The organism is Vibrio barjaei (assembly GCF_001639065.2).
GTDB classification, from domain to species: domain Bacteria; phylum Pseudomonadota; class Gammaproteobacteria; order Enterobacterales; family Vibrionaceae; genus Vibrio; species Vibrio barjaei.
Window position 1 is genome coordinate 202,432 of sequence record NZ_LQXO02000009.1, and the last position, 17,255, is coordinate 219,686.

Sequence of the window (17,255 nt, forward strand, 5' to 3'; positions counted from 1 at the left end):
ATCAAGCGACTCCTTTCTCTGCTTGTTGCTCGTTGTTTTTGCTACCAAAAAGCTTGAGGTAAGTGCGTTCTAGTGAAGGACGGAACATGTGCTCTAACGCACCTGAGAATAGAATCACTAGACCTTGCAACACCACGACGATATTTCGGTCAACGCCATATTCGAAACTAAGCTCGGCCCCACCTTGATATAAGAAACCAAATAGCAAACTGGCTAAGAGAACACCAACAGGATGGTTACGTCCCATGAGGGCAACCGCAATACCAGTAAAACCAAAGCCTTCAACGAAGTTGAGTTTGATTTGATGTAGTTCACCTTGCAGCACGTTCAAACCAAAGAAGCCCGCTAGCATGCCTGAGATAAGCATGGTGAGAACGATGATTTTTACGTACTTGATGCCGGCATAGCTTGCTGCTGAGGGGTTTGAACCGACAGAACGGATTTCGTACCCCCAACGTGAGTGCCACATAAATAGCCAGACAAACACACAACACAAAAGCGCAAAAATGAAGCTCAAGTTCATTGGGCTCGGTGCCATTTCAATACCGACCACCGCGAGCATTTCATGCATCTTTGGTAGCCAGCTTGACACGGCGAACACACGGCTTTCTGTTGCCATCGTGTTTTCAGGCTTCAAGATATCGACCAGTAGATACGCCATTAAAGAAGATGCGATGAAGTTGAACATGATGGTCGTGATTACGATATGAGAACCGCGTTTTGCTTGAAGGTAAGCGGGAATGAACGCCCACGCAGCACCAAATAGACCGCCAGCAATAATGGCAACCGGGAAGACAATATACCAAGGTGCGTATTCGCCGAGAGTCAAACAGACCAAGCCAACGCCCAAGCCGCCGATATATGCTTGTCCTTCACCCCCGATGTTGAATAATCCCGCATGGAAGGCAACGGCCACAGCAAGGCCGGTAAAGATAAAGCCTGTCGCGTAGTACATGGTGTATCCAAAGCCTTCTGCATAGCCAAAGGCTCCCGTCCACATGACTTTTGCCGCGTCAATTGGGTTAATATCAATATAAATAAACAGCAGCGCCGATACCAAGAATGCAACTAATACGTTGATAGCTGGCAGCAGTGCCACGGTTACCCAAGCGGGTACTTTTGCTTGGCTCATGCGCTTTCTCCTTGTGGCTCTGCGTGTTCCTTGGATGCTTTAAGATGCTCTGGCATAATATTGGCCATCATTAATCCCAGCGTTTTCTCATCGGCATCTTCAATGGAGACTTCACCGACGATAGAGCCATCAAAGACCACCAAAATGCGATCAGATAGGCTTAGGATTTCATCCAGCTCAACCGAGACCAGCAAGACCGCTTTGTCTTCGTCACGTGCAGCAATGATTTGCTGGTGGATGTATTCGATAGCACCGATATCTACCCCACGAGTTGGTTGACCGACCAAAAGTACATCTGGGTTCTGTTCCATTTCGCGCGCGATGACTAGCTTCTGTTGGTTACCACCGGAAAAGTTTGCGGTTTTTAATGTGGTGTCGTTAGGACGAACATCCCACTTATCCATGCTCTTCTGACAACACTCTTTAATGGCTTGCTTATCTTGCAGTAAGCCTTTGTTGTACTGTGGTAAGTGGTGGTAGCCTAGGATATACGCTTCTTGAGCTTCGAACTTGTTGATAAGACCCTGCTTATGACGGTCTTCAGGAATATGACCAACACCAATGGCACGTACTTGTTGAGGGTCGAGAGGGCGGTGTTTGTCGATGTGGCTGCCATTAATCTCTATGCTGCCGGAATAAGGCTTAATAATCCCAGACAGCAGACCAAGTATTTCTGATTGACCATTACCAGAAACACCAGCGATACCAACGACTTCACCCTGTCTGACGCCAAAGCTGATACTTTTGACGCGTTCAACACCTGCGTCATCAAAGAACTGTAACTTATCGACTTTGATAAGCTCTTTTTTCGGATTCGCTTCAGATTTATCCACTTTTAGGCGAACCTTGCGTCCCACCATGAGTTCTGCCAGCTGCTCTTTGTTCGTTTGTGCCGTCACCACGTGTTCGACCATTGTACCTTGGCGCATTACCGAAATATTGTCAGTAATCGCCAGGACTTCACGCAGCTTGTGCGTAATGATCATGATGGTAGTGCCTTGAGCACGAAGTTTATCTAAGATACGGAAAAGGTGATCGGCTTCTTGGGGTGTGAGTACACCGGTTGGTTCATCAAGAATCAGGATTTTTGCGCCACGATACAGCGCTTTTAAGATTTCGACACGTTGCTGAAGACCAACAGGCAGCTCGCCTACAACAGCATCAAGGGGAACTTCGAGCCCGTAATCCTGTGCTAACGCTTTCAGCTTTTTGCGCGCTTTACCTAAACTTTCATTTAGCTGCCATCCATCTTCGGCACCGAGAACAATGTTCTCTAATACGGTAAATGTTTCCACTAACATAAAGTGTTGGTGGACCATGCCAATACCTGCTTTGATTGCTTCCTGAGAGTTCGCGGGCTTGTAAGGAGCGCCGTTCACCGTCATTTCACCAGCATCAGCATGATAAAATCCGTAAATAATACTCATAAGAGTGGACTTGCCAGCACCATTTTCACCAATGATGCCGTGAATCGTGCCCTGAGGAACTCTAAGATCGATAGCTCGGTTAGCGTGAACGGCTCCAAAGCGTTTATCTATCTGGTTAAGTTCGATGGCAATAGATTGTCCATTTGTCACTAGATACTGCCTTATAATTATACGCCGCTGTTTTTAGGCAGCGGCGTTGTTATGTTTACTTAGCTTATTGATAATAAACAAAAATAAGCTGAGTCTTTCATTCTGAGCTAGGACGCTTAGAAGTTACACGTGTTATCAGACATGTAGTCGTGAACTTCGATCTTACCAGCGATGATGTCCGCTTGAAGCGTATCTAGGTATGACTTCATTTCAGGTGTGATTAGGTCTTTGTTGTACTCGTCGTAAGCCCACTCAACTGCGCCTTCTTTTAGGCCAAGTACTTTGATGCCAGCTTCCCAAGTACCGTTTTCAGCGTCGTCCCAAGTGTTGTATGCAGCAACACCGACTTTCTTAACCATAGATGTCAGCATAGTGCCTGGCTGAAGGTGGTTTTGGTTTGAGTCAACACCGATTGCGTACTTACCAGCATCTTTAGCTGCTTGGTAAACACCCATGCCAGTACCGCCAGCTGCTGCATAGATTACGTCAACGCCTTTAGAGAATTGAGATTTAGCAAGCTCTGAACCTTTCGCTGGGTCAGCAAAGGCTGCAGGAGTAGAACCTGTCATGTTTTGGAATGTTTCGATTTCTGGGTTCGCGTATTGTGCACCTTGACGGTAGCCACATTCGAACTTACGAATCAATGGGATATCCATACCACCAACAAAACCTACTTTGCCAGTTTGAGAAGCCTTTGCTGCCAATGCACCAACAAGGAAAGAACCTTCGTGTTCTTTAAAGACGATAGATTGAACGTTCGGTTTATCAACGACCATATCGATGATCGTGAATTGAATATCAGGGAATTCAGTGGCAACTTTTTCTACAGCTGATGCCATGTTGAAGCCAACAGCAACAATTGGAGTGAAGCCACGGCTTGCTAGACGACGAAGGCCTTGCTCACGTTGTGCTTCGTTTTGAGGTTCAAATTCACGAACTTTAATGCCTTTGTCCGCATTAAATACTTTTACACCGTTTTGGAAAACAGCTTCGTTGAATGATTTGTCAAATTTACCGGCTGTATCGTATACCACTGCTGGTTTCGCTGCGAATGCACCAAATGAAGCTACTGCTACTGCGAGCGCAGACATTTTTAGAATAGTTTTTTTCACGATCAATTCCCTTGTAGTGTCGAATGATGGGGCATCATTGACGATTCGATAGGCTAGGCTCATTCCAGTTTTTAGGTGCCTAGAAAATGGTCGCATGTAAACGACACAGAAATGACGATAGAGACAATTTGTGTGGTTTACAAACAATAGGCAACATTTTATCGTTTGCGTATATGAAAAAAAACCGCTTCTATCACAGCATTGAGGGGTAAGTCACAACTTAGTGATAAAACTCTAACTATTGCGCTATCCTTTGTAACATAAGGATTTGAGATAATATCGATTGCAATCGATTACATTTATTTAGGTAAATTTACCATGGTTGAATTGCTCAAAAAGTGGCTTAAAAAATACGATGACTGGTGTGCCTCATTAGGGCTCACACCAGAGAATAAACGTAGTTGCGTACCCTACCGAAAAGAGCCAAAAGATGGTGATTGATAGCCATTGCCACCTCGATCTATTGGCAAAGAAAAAAGACATAAACCAAGTGCTATTAGAGGCAGCAAAGGCTCAAGTTGCCGCTATCGTTGTACCTGGTATTAATGAGCAAAATTGGCTGACCATAAATAAGTTAGCCAGTGAGCATGCAATGGTGTATTTCGCGTTAGGGTTTCATCCCTTGTTTCTTAAGGAAGTGGATAATGAGTCTATCATTCGCTTAGAACAGCGTGTTGCTGAGTTGAAGAACAACCGTAAGCTTGTCGCAATAGGGGAGTGTGGTCTCGACTTCTATCAAGGTAGAGAAAACGAGCTTTTACAAAAATCACTTCTTATTGAGCAAATTCGCATTGCCAACCAGTACCAACTACCCATTATTCTTCATTGCAGGAAAGCACACCAAGATCTTATTGCCTTATTGAAACAGAATCCTCCTCTATATAGTGGTGTTATTCATGGATTCAGTGGCAGCTACCAGCAAGCGATGGATTACGTCAATCTCGGTTTAAAAATAGGTGTCGGTGGCGTCATTACTTATGAAAGAGCGCAAAAAACACGCTCTACTATCACTAATCTTCCGCTAGAAAGTTTGTTATTAGAGACGGATGCGCCTGATATGCCTCTTTATGGATATCAAGGTCAGCCTAACGAGCCCAAAATGGTAAACTTGGTTCTATCATCGTTAAACATGCTGAGAAGTGAAAATGAGCAAACGGTTACGTCACAGCTACTGAAAAATAGCAAATTTACGTTTAATTTTTGTGACTAAATGTACTGTTAATTGTGAATTCGAAAACGTTTGCAGAGGTTAATTGTGATCAGGATCGCAAAATGGCGTGTATCTTTTATGTGTTCAAGACGAAAGTGTGAGGGGGGTACTACTTTCTTTTCTGTGGGTTTGTATAATCGCCCCCGCTTTTGAGCTTCAAATTTTGTTACACGCCAAATTATTAAATATAAGGAAGTCATAAACTATGAGCCTGTTTATGAGCCTGGTTGGTATGGTTGTACTGATTCTTATCGCAGTACTTCTATCGGATAACCGCAAAGCTATTAATATCAGAACTGTGGCTGGCGCTTTTGCTATCCAATTTGCACTTGGTGCGTTTGTTCTTTATGTACCTTGGGGTCAAGAGATCCTACGTAGTTTCTCTGACGCTGTATCTAGCGTAATTAACTACGGTAACGACGGTACGTCATTCCTATTCGGTGGTCTTGTTTCTGACAAGATGTTCGAAGTATTCGGCGGCGGCGGTTTCATCTTCGCATTCCGTGTACTACCGACACTGATCTTCTTCTCTGCGCTTATCTCGGTACTTTACTACCTAGGTGTGATGCAGTGGGTTATCAAGATTCTTGGTGGCGGTCTGCAAAAAGCACTAGGCACATCTCGTGCGGAATCTATGTCTGCTGCGGCAAACATCTTCGTAGGTCAAACTGAGGCTCCACTTGTTGTACGTCCTTTCGTGCCTAAGATGACTCAATCTGAGCTATTCGCTGTAATGTGTGGTGGTCTAGCTTCTATCGCTGGTGGTGTACTTGCGGGTTACGCGTCAATGGGCGTGCCAATCGAGTACCTAGTAGCAGCATCATTCATGGCAGCACCTGGTGGTCTTCTGTTTGCTAAGATCATCAAGCCAGAAACTGATGAGCCAATTGACCAGCTTCACAGTATGGAAGCGGAAGGTGAAGATAAGCCAGCCAACGTTATCGACGCAGCTGCGGGCGGTGCATCAGCAGGTCTTCAACTAGCTCTTAACGTAGGTGCAATGCTAATCGCATTCATCGGCCTTATCGCCCTAGTTAACGGTATGCTTGGCGGCATCGGTGGCTGGATCGGTATGCCAGAACTACGTCTAGAAATGATTCTAGGTTGGATCTTCTCACCACTAGCATTCCTACTAGGTGTGCCATGGTCTGAAGCGACAATCGCTGGTGAGTTCATCGGTATGAAGACTGTTGCGAACGAATTCGTAGCATACGCGAACTTCGCACCATACCTAGGTGACGCAGCACCAGTTGTTCTTTCTGAGAAAACTAAGGCAATCATCTCATTCGCTCTATGTGGTTTTGCGAACCTTTCTTCTATCGCAATCCTTCTAGGTGGTCTGGGTAGCCTTGCGCCTAAGCGTCGTGGTGATATCGCACGCATGGGTGTGAAAGCAGTAATCGCAGGTACGCTATCTAACTTGATGGCAGCAACGATTGCTGGTTTCTGTCTAAGCCTAGCTGGCATGTAATTGCTCGCGTAAAGGTTATTAGTATATAGACGCCGTATTAAATCGCCCCGTAGCAAGAAATTGCTGCGGGGCTTTTTTGGTTTTAGGAGCCAGATAATTCCTAATGAATCGTTACTGGATAAGCGATTCAACGACTGAATGGAAGTTTTTTGAGAAGCAAACCGTTTGCGTTTTAATCAGCTCTACCGTTTTGAACGAGAGTCCTATACTGTATAGGCTACTAAGTAATTCTTTCGTGTTTTCGCGAAGCTTTATGTAGCCAGAGCCAGTTCTCACCAAGATAGGAATCAGGTGATTTTAACGAGCAGGTACTGTGCGGTGACAAGGATAGCAATTGGTCTTCAGCTTTAACCTAATAGCTGAGCCGAGTCTTCAAGGAACCAAGTCCGTTCATTTATTGCTGACGAGTTTGTCAGGTAATTAATTGAATATATTGACCGGAGATAGAAATGAGCGATTTAAAAGCAGCAGCTCTACGTGCACTAAAACTTATGGATCTAACCACGCTAAATGATGACGACACTAATGAAAAAGTGATCGCGCTATGTCATGACGCAAAATCGCCTGTGGGTAACACGGCGGCGATCTGTATTTATCCTCGCTTTATTCCTATTGCAAAGAAAACGCTACGCGAACAAGGTACACCAGAAGTACGTATCGCGACTGTGACTAACTTCCCTCACGGTAACGATGACATTGAAATTGCAGTAGCTGAGACTAAAGCAGCTGTTGCATACGGTGCAGACGAAGTGGACGTTGTATTCCCATACCGCGCACTGATGGCTGGCAACGAAGAAGTAGGCTTCGAACTTGTTAAGCAATGTAAAGAAGCGTGTGGTGATATCCTTCTAAAAGTGATCATCGAAACTGGTGAGCTTAAAGAAGAAGCGCTTATCAAGAAAGCTTCAGAAATCTGTATTAAAGCAGGCGCGGACTTTATCAAAACATCAACAGGTAAAGTGCCAGTTAACGCTACTCCTGAGTACGCGCGCATGATGTTAGAAGTGATTCGCGATATGGGTGTTGCTGAGAAAGTTGGCTTTAAGCCTGCTGGTGGCGTTCGTACTGCGGAGGATGCTGCTGCTTATCTAGCAATGGCTGATGACATTCTAGGTGCAGATTGGGCAGACAACATGCACTACCGTTTTGGTGCCTCTAGCCTTCTAACTAATCTCCTGAATACATTAGAAGTAACAGACGAAACTGCAGATCCATCTGCATATTAATCTGAGCCTTTTTGTTGGTGGCTGATTTCCAGCCACCACTATTCCCTCTATCCCTATAACCCAAGCTTAGACTGGGGAGGTACTAATGTATTTACCACAAGAAATTATTCGTAAAAAACGTGATGGCCAAGAGCTAACTGCTGAAGAAATTAATTTCTTCATCCAAGGTGTTGCCAAGGACACCGTATCTGAAGGTCAGATTGCTGCCTTTGCAATGACCATCTTTTTTAATGAAATGACTATGCCAGAGCGTATTGCTCTTACATGTGCAATGCGTGATTCTGGCATGGTTATCGATTGGGGCCACATGAACTTCGGTGGTCCGATTGTTGATAAACACTCAACAGGTGGCGTTGGTGATGTAACATCACTGATGCTTGGTCCTATGATTGCTGCATGTGGTGGCTTTGTACCGATGATTTCTGGTCGTGGTCTGGGTCATACGGGTGGCACGCTGGACAAACTAGAATCTATTCCTGGCTATGACATTACGCCAACCAATGACGTGTTTGGTGAAGTGACTAAAGACGCTGGTGTAGCGATTATCGGTCAAACTGGCGATCTTGCGCCGGCTGATAAGCGTGTTTATGCGACTCGTGATATCACTGCAACGGTTGACAATATTTCTCTGATTACTGCGTCTATCTTATCGAAGAAACTGGCGGCAGGTCTTGAATCACTAGTGATGGATGTAAAAGTCGGTTCTGGTGCTTTCATGCCAACTTATGAAGCATCAGAAGAGTTAGCCAACTCTATCGTTGCCGTAGCTAACGGTGCTGGCACTAAGACTACGGCTATCCTTACCGATATGAATCAAGTGCTTGCTTCTTCTGCAGGTAATGCAGTTGAGGTTCGTGAGGCAGTACAATTCTTGACGGGTGAATACCGCAACCCACGTTTGTATGAAGTGACGATGGCACTTTGTAGCGAAATGTTGGTGCTAGCGAAGTTAGCTGAGAACACTAAGCAAGCAGAAGCTAAGCTGAATGAAGTACTTGATAACGGTAAAGCGGCTGAGTGCTTTGGCAAAATGGTCAAAGGTTTAGGCGGCCCAGCAGACTTCGTTGAAAACTACGATAATTACCTAGAGAAAGCGGAAATTATCAAGCCAGTATACGCTGACAATGAAGGTATTGTTTCAGCGATGGATACTCGAGCGATCGGTATGGCTGTAGTTGGCATGGGTGGTGGTCGCCGCGTGGCAACAGATACCATCGACTACGCAGTAGGCTTTGACCAATTTATTCGATTGGGTGAGAAAGCAAGCGCAGACAAACCACTAGCTGTTATCCATGCGCGTAATGAAGCGCAATGGCAAGAAGCAGCAAATGCATTGAAAGCCGCAATGACAATCGGTGAGCAAGCTTACGTAGAAACGCCTTGTGTGTACCGCCAGATTCGAGCGGAAGATCTCGCATAAGCGTGAGGAGAAATTATGAAACGCGCATTTATTTTAGTATTAGATTCATTTGGTATTGGTGCAGCAGCCGATGCTGAGCAATTTGGTGATGTTGGCTCAGATACAATGGGCCATATTGCTGAGCAGTGTGCAAAAGGTTTGGCTGATAACGATCAGCGTAGCGGTGAGCTAAAGCTACCGAATTTGAGCAAGCTCGGCCTAGCCATGGCGCATAAAGAATCTACCGGGGCTTTGGCTCAGGGCCTTCGTGATGACGTCGAAATTATCGGTGCTTATGGCCACGCAGCAGAGTTATCGTCAGGTAAAGATACGCCGTCCGGCCACTGGGAAATTGCTGGTGTTCCTGTTTTGTTTGATTGGGGTTACTTCACTGATAAGCAAAATAGTTTCCCGAAAGAGTTGACTGACCGCATTCTAGAACGTGCAGGTTTAGACGGCTTTTTAGGTAACTGTCACGCATCAGGGACTCAAGTACTTGATGACTTAGGCGAAGAGCATATGAAGACGGGCAAACCTATCTTCTATACGTCAGCGGATTCAGTTTTCCAGATTGCATGTCATGAAGAAACTTATGGTTTAGATCGTCTGCTTGAGCTTTGCCAAATCGCTCGTGAAGAGCTTGAGGATTACAATATTGGTCGTGTTATCGCGCGTCCATTTATTGGTCCAGGTAAAGGGCAATTTGAGCGCACGGGTAACCGTCGTGACCTTTCTGTTGAACCGCCAGCGCCAACCGTGTTATCGAAGCTTGTTGAAGAGAAGCAGGGACAAGTGGTATCTATCGGTAAGATTGCTGATATTTACGCGAACTGCGGTATCACTAAGAAAGTGAAAGCCACAGGCATTCCAGCGCTATTTGAAGCAACCAAAGAGCAAATCAAAGAAGCGGGCGACAACACGATCGTTTTCACTAACTTTGTTGATTTTGATTCAGCGTATGGTCACCGTCGTGATGTGGCGGGTTATGCAGCTGCGCTTGAGTACTTCGATTCTCGTATTCACGAAGTAATCGAACTGATGGAAGAAGACGATGTTCTTATTCTGACGGCTGACCATGGTTGTGACCCAACTTGGCCAGGTACTGACCATACACGTGAACACATTCCTGTTATCGTTTATGGCCACAAGGTTCCAGCAGGTTCTTTAGGTCTTCGTGATAGCTTTGCTGATATTGGTCAAAGCCTTGCAAGTTACTTTGGTACATCCTCAATGGATTACGGAAAGAACTTCCTATAATCATTAACGAACAACGCTCAAGTCTCACTTGAGCGTTGTACATTTAACATATCTCTAGGCACTAAGTCCTAGGAACAAGCACTGAGAATAAAGGGAAACAGTCATGGCTACTCCTCACATTAATGCGGAAATGGGTGATTTTGCAGACGTAGTATTGATGCCGGGCGATCCACTTCGCGCAAAATACATTGCTGATACGTTTTTGGATGATGCTGTACAAGTGTGTGACGTACGTAATATGTATGGCTACACAGGCACTTACAAAGGTCGTCGCATCTCTGTAATGGGTCACGGTATGGGTATTCCATCATGCTCTATTTACGTTACTGAACTGATCAAAGATTTTGGTGTTAAGAAGATTATCCGTGTAGGTAGTTGCGGTGCGGTCAACGAAGACATTAAAGTGCGCGACGTTGTTATTGGTATGGGCGCATGTACTGATTCTAAAGTGAACCGTATTCGCTTTAAGAACCATGACTTTGCGGCGATTGCCGACTACCACATGGTTAAGAACGCTGAAGAAGCGGCAAAAGCTCGCGGTATTAACGTAAAAGTGGGTAACCTATTCTCTGCTGAGCTGTTCTACACTCCTGACCCTGAAATGTTCGATGTAATGGACAAATATGGCATTGTTGGTGTAGAGATGGAAGCGGCAGGCATTTACGGTGTTGCAGCAGAGTACGGTGCAAAAGCACTGGCTATCTGTACCGTATCGGACCATATCAAGACCGGTGAGCAAACGACGTCTGATGAGCGTGCAACCACATTTAATGAAATGATGGAGATTGCTCTAGATTCTGTTTTGCTAGGTGACAAAGAATAAGCAAGACGTTTAAAAACGTATCAAGAAAAGCCTCGCTTGTGCGAGGCTTTATTGTATCTGGGAATGGCTTATGTCTACAAAGGGTGCTCTATTGCTTGAGCAGTAAATTCTCGCCTTTGGTTTTCGGTTGTTTTCTAAGGATGATCATCAATAGTACACCAGAGATAAAGCTCATTAAGATCATCATATACATAAAGCGATCACTCTTACGGTAGTGATGATCGGAAATTGCGGTTACCTTTCCGGTTTCAAAGGTGATTCGAACAAAACCGATGATGGTATGATCGTTGATGATCGGTTCGACAAGTTGTTGGCGACCAATGCTGGCGGTAGAGAGGGGCGTATCGAGGCCTAAGACTTCACGTGCAGTTTTTGCGTCAGTACTGGCGGCGACTTTTACCCCTTCAGAATCATAAACGGTAGCATCTAGTACCAGACGCTCTTGTGCTAACTGGTTGGTCAGAGCGCCTAAACGCTCCTGGTCTTGATCAATCAGCATCTGCCTTGCAGTGAGTGATGCCTGAGAAATCAGAATCTTAGAAAGCACTTCTAACTGATTCGCTTGAATGCGCTCGTTACCTTTACTGATAACAAAGCTATTTGTTGTGATGAAGAACACCATAGCAGCGATTAAGCAAAGCGCTACTAACCTCAAAAAGTTGCGAAACGAAAACAGCGAACCGTCCATATAAGTTTAAAAGTACTATGAAATTACTGATTGGTTCATATTGATACTTGCACAACCAAATTGCAATAGGTTAACGTTTTAGGAGCTTTTTAAAGGAAGGATTAGCCATGGACGCTGTAAAGCCGTTAGCGATTACCAAACGTATTCCATTGAAGGAACGTTTCCCTGAGACACTCATGTCTCATCAACTGGAGAAAAATAAAGCCAGTTGGATTATGTATTCTCACTATTTGTCTCCTGATATTTTCAATGATATGGATTTCTACATCGGTGAAACCAGTCGAATTCTCGACATTTGGCAGGTCGGACAATATGAAGTGGCACTGATGGATGGTCAGTTAACCGCCGACCATAAAGTGATTTTGAATGAGCTAAAAGTGGATTGCGCAGCACTGTATGATGTTCCCGACCTCAATAAGCCAGGAGTGATTGTCTTGGATATGGACTCGACTGCGATTCAGATTGAGTGTATTGACGAGATCGCCAAACTCGCTGGAGTAGGCGAGCAGGTTGCTGAAGTGACAGAGCGAGCGATGCAAGGAGAGTTGGATTTTGAGGCGAGTTTGCGCCAACGTGTTGCAGCATTAAAAGATGCAGACGAAGCGATTCTTGAGAGCGTTCGTTCACAGTTGCCTTTAATGCCAGAATTAGAAGAAATGCTAAAAACCCTTCAGTCTTACGGCTGGAAAACGGCCATTGCATCCGGTGGGTTTACCTATTTTTCTGATTTCTTGAAGCAGAAATTGAATTTGGATTTTGCTCAATCAAATACGTTGGTGATTGAAAATGGCAAGCTAACTGGTGAAGTGCTTGGGGACGTCGTCTCAGCGCAAACTAAAGCAGACATCTTGTTAGAGTTAGCGGAAGAGTATGATGTGGAGCCGCATAACACCATTGCCGTGGGCGATGGCGCTAATGACTTAGTGATGATGGCGTCGGCTGGCTTAGGTATTGCGTATCACGCAAAACCAAAAGTTGAAGCTCAGGCACAGGTGGCCATTAATCATGCAGGTTTAGGTGGAGTTGTGTGTGTGCTGTCAGGGTTACTCGCAAGGCAAAAACGAATCAACTGGTAAGTGAAAGACAACAAAGGGCGCATTGAGCGCCCTTTGTTTTATAGGTGAAGCTTAATGATTTAGCTCTAAGCGAATCAATACTTCTTCGGTAATGTCGATAAGCTCGCAATAGCCGCAAATGGACGTCATCTCATTTTCTAAGTTGCGAGCGTGGCTCAAACTCAACGAGAGCAGTTCATTGATGTCTTTCTTCATCAAGGTTGTCAAAGCGTCATACACCGGGCCAGAGGAAATTCTTAACACGTAGAGTTCGCCCATACTTAGCGCATCTTTAATAAACTTAATCCGGCTCTGGGTGGATTCAAAGTCCTCGCGTAATTTGGTATGAATCGACTGAATACGTTGCCCGAGCTTCAAGACACCAATATACAGTTCGTGATAGACCGGCTTTGCTCCGGGTTTCTTCTTCATCGGTTCTGCAATTAACGTATTGCTACGTCCTTTAAAAATGGGTTCTAAGGCAAATTTTTGATCGTGGCCAATTCGCTCTAAGAACTGCATATAGCCTGGCAGAGGGAAATTGACTCCAACAGTTCGACTCTTTATTGAGGTCCCTCGTTTATCGATATAGATAGGTGTTGAGACCATTTTAGCCAATAAGACGTTATGCAAGGATTCCAGTAAAGCGGGACTTGGAAGCAGCTCTTGTTTAGCGACTAATTTATCTTGATTGTTATCAATCATGCCATTGAAAAAGGCGATGGTCTTAATGGTTTTGCCTGACTCAACAATCGATAAATGTACGGTCTTGCGATCCTGAGATAGCCGAACCACCTCATAGGGGACTCGGTTCAATGGCAAACGGTCGTTATAGCGCTTCAGCTCTAAGTAATCTATCGAGATTAACGCCCCTGTTTTAATTGGCAAAGGTTCCAATAGCTCTATGCTTGCGCCACGTTTAGACAAGTCGAGCGTTTTTCCACGAATGACAGTGTTTTCATCACATTGAACAAACAGCGGCGTGCTGAATTGATATCGCGGTTCTTTGCGTCTGGATTGCGCGTCGAAATACAAACCTCTTGGCTGGCTTTCTACTTTTCTAGGGTGTCTAAAACGATTTAGACTGTTAGCCGGAAGACGAGGTTTTTCTGTAAAGAGGTAGTCAGCGGCTGAACTGGCGTCACTGATCTCTTGCAGAATACCGAAGTGAGTCAATTTTTCATTACCATTCACGAGATCGCTGTAGTTGTGTGAAATCGTGGTGACATCTTCTTCGGACAGCTCAAACACGGAGAGACGAAATGCTTTCCAGCTATCTCGACGTCCGCCAATATGCCAGAACAATTGACGTTCTTGACGATCCGCTTCTGGCATCATCATGGAATAAAACAATTTCATCCCCTGATGTTCGTGGGTAAAGGTATAAAGTACGTTGCTACAGCCTTTGATGCCTGCTTTGACCAGTAAATCCATTCTCTCTCGAGAAAACAAAGCACCCAGCGATTGTTGATTGCGCTCATCATGCCAGTAGTGCCAAATGTCTTGGTTATTTTCTGTTAGCAGTGCCACTTTCAGTTCATTACCGCTAAAAAACAGCGGTAGGTTACACGCGTGTTTAAGGTAACTGTGTTCGAAACCTCGAGTACGAGCTCGGGTAATCCTATCTTGATTATCGTGGCGGATTTTTTTTGATTCAGTATTCAGTAGCTTTTCAACCACCATTTCGACCGCGTTAGTGCGCGACAATCTTAGTGTTCTTAGATACTTAACCGGGGAGACACCGTGCAGACCATCGACACCGAGTACACGATATTCGATGGGTTTGGTGATTTCCTTAACTTGACTGGTTTGGGCGAGTTCGTCAAAGCTAACACTAATGACTTGGCCTAAGTCGTAATCAAAGGTACCAGGCACTTTGAACTTGGCTCCTGAACTAGAGAGATCGACACTAAGTCCAGTGACCACGTCTCCATTTTCCAATTGAATAGACACTTGAGATTCAAGTTTAAGGCGATTCTCTTTGCGCTTTAGGTCGTAACCTAAGTTAATGGCGTCCGCCAGATAAGGGCTTTGTGGATCGGTCAGTTCGCCCTCATGTGCGGCACGTTGCTCATCACCAAGATTGCTTAAGGTTTTCTTATTAACTAACGATTCCCATACGCCCTCAGTGTAGCCGCCAAATTTCTTGGTCAGTTTGTGGTAACTATCAAATGCACGGTCATCAAGCCAGTGAGCGAGCCCATTAAGTTGGTACTCATGGCAATTGCTGGTGACTCGACCACGAAGGTCAATACGCTTATGACAAGGGGCCATAAGGCGATTGAGTTCCATTTTAACTAGGAGTTTTGTCGAGGGAGATTCACCCTCGGTCACTTGACTAAGTACATAATCAAAGTCATCAGCGTGATACGCCGAAATCAAGCGTTCTGCGATGGAAAGTATTTCAGGTTGCTGCATGAGTTTTGTTAAAGTGTCCCTTTGAGATGATGAGTGTCATCAAGAAATAGCACAGCGTGAAGCTATTATATCGGCTACCATGCCGAAAACCTTAATGTTATCTACTGATAAATATAAGGTAATTATCGGATCTATTTTTAGATTCTTGTCGATTCTTGACAAATTTTATCGCTGAACATTTTCGAAAATTAATACATTTCTCAATAAAAGGTGCAATGGATTGCATTTATTTGAGCATTTATCGTGACGGGTTGAGTTAAAAATGGCAAAAGCGAAAAGAGCTTATGTATGTAATGACTGTGGGGCTGACTTCCCTCGTTGGCAGGGGCAATGTAACGCATGTGGTAGTTGGAACACCATTAGTGAGGTTCGTTTAGCGGCATCACCTCAAGTCGCTCGTAATGAACGCTTGACCGGTTACGCAGGCAACTCCACGGAATCCAGTGTCCAAACCTTGTCTGAGATTGACCTACAAGAGGTCCCGCGATTTACCAGTGGTTTTAAAGAACTTGACCGTGTGCTGGGCGGTGGGGTGGTCCCTGGGGCAGCTATCCTAATTGGTGGTAACCCCGGGGCAGGTAAATCGACACTGCTTTTACAAGCAATGTGCTGGCTATCGTCGCAGATGCCAACTCTTTACGTCACGGGTGAAGAATCCTTGCAGCAGGTTGCCATGCGAGCATCTCGTTTAGGCTTGCCAAAAGAGCACCTAAAAATGCTTTCTGAAACCAACGTAGATCGTATTTGCCAAGTAGCAGAGAAAGAACAACCGAAGCTGATGGTTATCGACTCCATTCAAGTTATGCATGTGGCTGATGTCCAATCGTCGCCAGGCAGTGTGGCTCAGGTAAGAGAGTCGGCAACCGCATTAACTCGATATGCTAAACAGAATAACGTCGCGATCTTCATTGTTGGTCACGTGACTAAAGATGGCACGTTGGCAGGTCCTAAGGTTCTTGAGCATATTATTGACTGTTCGGTGTTGCTCGACGGTGGAACGGACAGCCGATTTAGAACATTACGTAGCCACAAAAACCGTTTTGGTGCGGTTAATGAGCTAGGCGTATTCGCCATGACGGGACAAGGTTTGAAGGAAGTGAGTAACCCTTCGGCGATTTTCCTTTCTCGTGGTGAAGAAGAAACGTCAGGCAGCTCGGTTATGGTGGTGTGGGAAGGTACGCGTCCACTATTGGTTGAGATTCAAGCACTGGTGGATTATAGCCAGCTAGCAAACCCACGCCGAGTTGCAGTTGGCTTAGAGCAAAATCGCTTGTCTTTATTGCTTGCTGTTTTGCATAAACATGGCGGTCTGCAAATGGCTGATCAAGATGTATTTGTGAATGTGGTTGGTGGCGTCAAAGTCACCGAAACCAGTGCTGACCTTGCCTTAGTGATGGCGTTACTTTCAAGCTTTAGAGATCGTCCATTACCCAAAGATGTCGTCGTGTTTGGTGAAGTTGGGCTGGCGGGCGAAATTCGTCCGGTTCCAAGTGGTCAAGAGCGATTAATGGAAGCGTTTAAGCACGGTTTCAAGAAAGCCATCGTACCTGCGGCAAATATGCCAAAAGGCGGTATTGAAGGCATGCAAATCCACGGAGTTAAGAAGCTATCTGAAGCGATTTCTGCTTTCGATGAACTTTAATGATGGTTTTTGTGAAAAATTAGGTAGAATGTCGCCAACAAAATGTATGATTTTGCGAAATGACATCGAAAAATCACGAAGAGCAGCTAAAATTAACTGCGAACTAACAACAGCAGCCAACACTGGTGAAGCTAGGTGTAACAAGCGTTTAGAGGCAGTTTTGCTCTATTTGGCACCTTAATACGCCACGAAGGCATAACTTTTTTTTAATACGAATGCACGCAAAGCTATCCGTCTTGACAGAT

The 17,255-nt window shown here is 45.0% G+C and carries 14 protein-coding genes; 9 read left to right on the plus strand and 5 right to left on the minus strand.

Features of this window, described 5'->3' with window-relative positions; translation table 11 throughout:
- Position 1: 1 nt before the first annotated feature.
- The 3 genes from AWH66_RS05495 to AWH66_RS05505 form a co-directional block, all read right to left on the minus strand.
- A complete protein-coding gene (locus tag AWH66_RS05495) occupies positions 2-1,132 on the minus strand; it encodes an ABC transporter permease (protein WP_063606014.1) in 1,131 nt (376 codons plus the stop codon).
- Entirely contained in the window at positions 1,129-2,709 is a 1,581-nt protein-coding gene (locus AWH66_RS05500) for an ABC transporter ATP-binding protein (RefSeq protein WP_063606015.1), read from the minus strand. The genes AWH66_RS05495 and AWH66_RS05500 overlap by 4 nt, the downstream gene beginning before the upstream one ends.
- 116 nt (positions 2,710-2,825) lie before the next feature.
- Entirely contained in the window at positions 2,826-3,821 is a 996-nt protein-coding gene (locus tag AWH66_RS05505) for a BMP family lipoprotein (RefSeq protein ID WP_231896575.1), read from the minus strand.
- Between the two features lie 318 nt (positions 3,822-4,139).
- Between AWH66_RS05505 and AWH66_RS25875 the strand changes: the two genes are divergently transcribed.
- From AWH66_RS25875 to deoD, 7 genes are all read left to right on the plus strand, one after another.
- Positions 4,140-4,262 (plus strand): DUF5363 family protein, encoded by a 123-nt coding sequence (locus tag AWH66_RS25875; RefSeq protein ID WP_006071986.1) that lies wholly within the window; start codon positions 4,140-4,142, stop codon positions 4,260-4,262.
- Complete coding sequence (locus AWH66_RS05510) at positions 4,252-5,031, plus strand: TatD family hydrolase (RefSeq protein WP_063606016.1); 780 nt, start codon at positions 4,252-4,254, stop codon at positions 5,029-5,031. Before AWH66_RS25875 ends, AWH66_RS05510 begins: the two co-directional genes overlap by 11 nt.
- Before the next feature lie 205 nt (positions 5,032-5,236).
- Complete coding sequence (locus AWH66_RS05515; protein WP_062456865.1) at positions 5,237-6,502, plus strand: NupC/NupG family nucleoside CNT transporter; 1,266 nt, start codon at positions 5,237-5,239, stop codon at positions 6,500-6,502.
- A 449-nt stretch (positions 6,503-6,951) separates the two neighbouring features.
- A complete protein-coding gene (gene deoC, locus AWH66_RS05520) occupies positions 6,952-7,728 on the plus strand; it encodes a deoxyribose-phosphate aldolase (protein WP_006071980.1) in 777 nt (258 codons plus the stop codon).
- An 85-nt stretch (positions 7,729-7,813) separates the two neighbouring features.
- Positions 7,814-9,148, plus strand: a complete 1,335-nt coding sequence (gene deoA, locus AWH66_RS05525; RefSeq protein WP_063606017.1) for a thymidine phosphorylase — start codon at positions 7,814-7,816, stop codon at positions 9,146-9,148.
- A 15-nt stretch (positions 9,149-9,163) separates the two neighbouring features.
- Complete coding sequence (locus AWH66_RS05530; RefSeq protein ID WP_063606018.1) at positions 9,164-10,384, plus strand: phosphopentomutase; 1,221 nt, start codon at positions 9,164-9,166, stop codon at positions 10,382-10,384.
- A 103-nt stretch (positions 10,385-10,487) separates the two neighbouring features.
- A complete protein-coding gene (gene deoD, locus AWH66_RS05535) occupies positions 10,488-11,207 on the plus strand; it encodes a purine-nucleoside phosphorylase (RefSeq protein WP_063606019.1) in 720 nt (239 codons plus the stop codon).
- Positions 11,208-11,295: 88 nt separating this feature from the next.
- Here the strand turns inward: deoD and AWH66_RS05540 are convergent, their stop codons facing one another.
- Positions 11,296-11,895 (minus strand): YtjB family periplasmic protein, encoded by a 600-nt coding sequence (locus AWH66_RS05540; protein ID WP_063606020.1) that lies wholly within the window; start codon positions 11,893-11,895, stop codon positions 11,296-11,298.
- A 107-nt stretch (positions 11,896-12,002) separates the two neighbouring features.
- Here AWH66_RS05540 and serB point away from each other — a divergent pair, with 107 nt between their 5' ends.
- Positions 12,003-12,971, plus strand: coding sequence for a phosphoserine phosphatase (serB, locus tag AWH66_RS05545; protein WP_063606021.1), 969 nt, complete (start codon positions 12,003-12,005; stop codon positions 12,969-12,971).
- Between the two features lie 51 nt (positions 12,972-13,022).
- Here the strand turns inward: serB and AWH66_RS05550 are convergent, their stop codons facing one another.
- A complete protein-coding gene (locus AWH66_RS05550) occupies positions 13,023-15,368 on the minus strand; it encodes a PilZ domain-containing protein (RefSeq protein ID WP_063606022.1) in 2,346 nt (781 codons plus the stop codon).
- A gap of 262 nt (positions 15,369-15,630) precedes the next feature.
- Between AWH66_RS05550 and radA the strand changes: the two genes are divergently transcribed.
- A complete protein-coding gene (gene radA / locus AWH66_RS05555) occupies positions 15,631-17,010 on the plus strand; it encodes a DNA repair protein RadA (RefSeq protein ID WP_063606023.1) in 1,380 nt (459 codons plus the stop codon).
- The last annotated feature ends 245 nt before the right edge of the window (positions 17,011-17,255 follow it).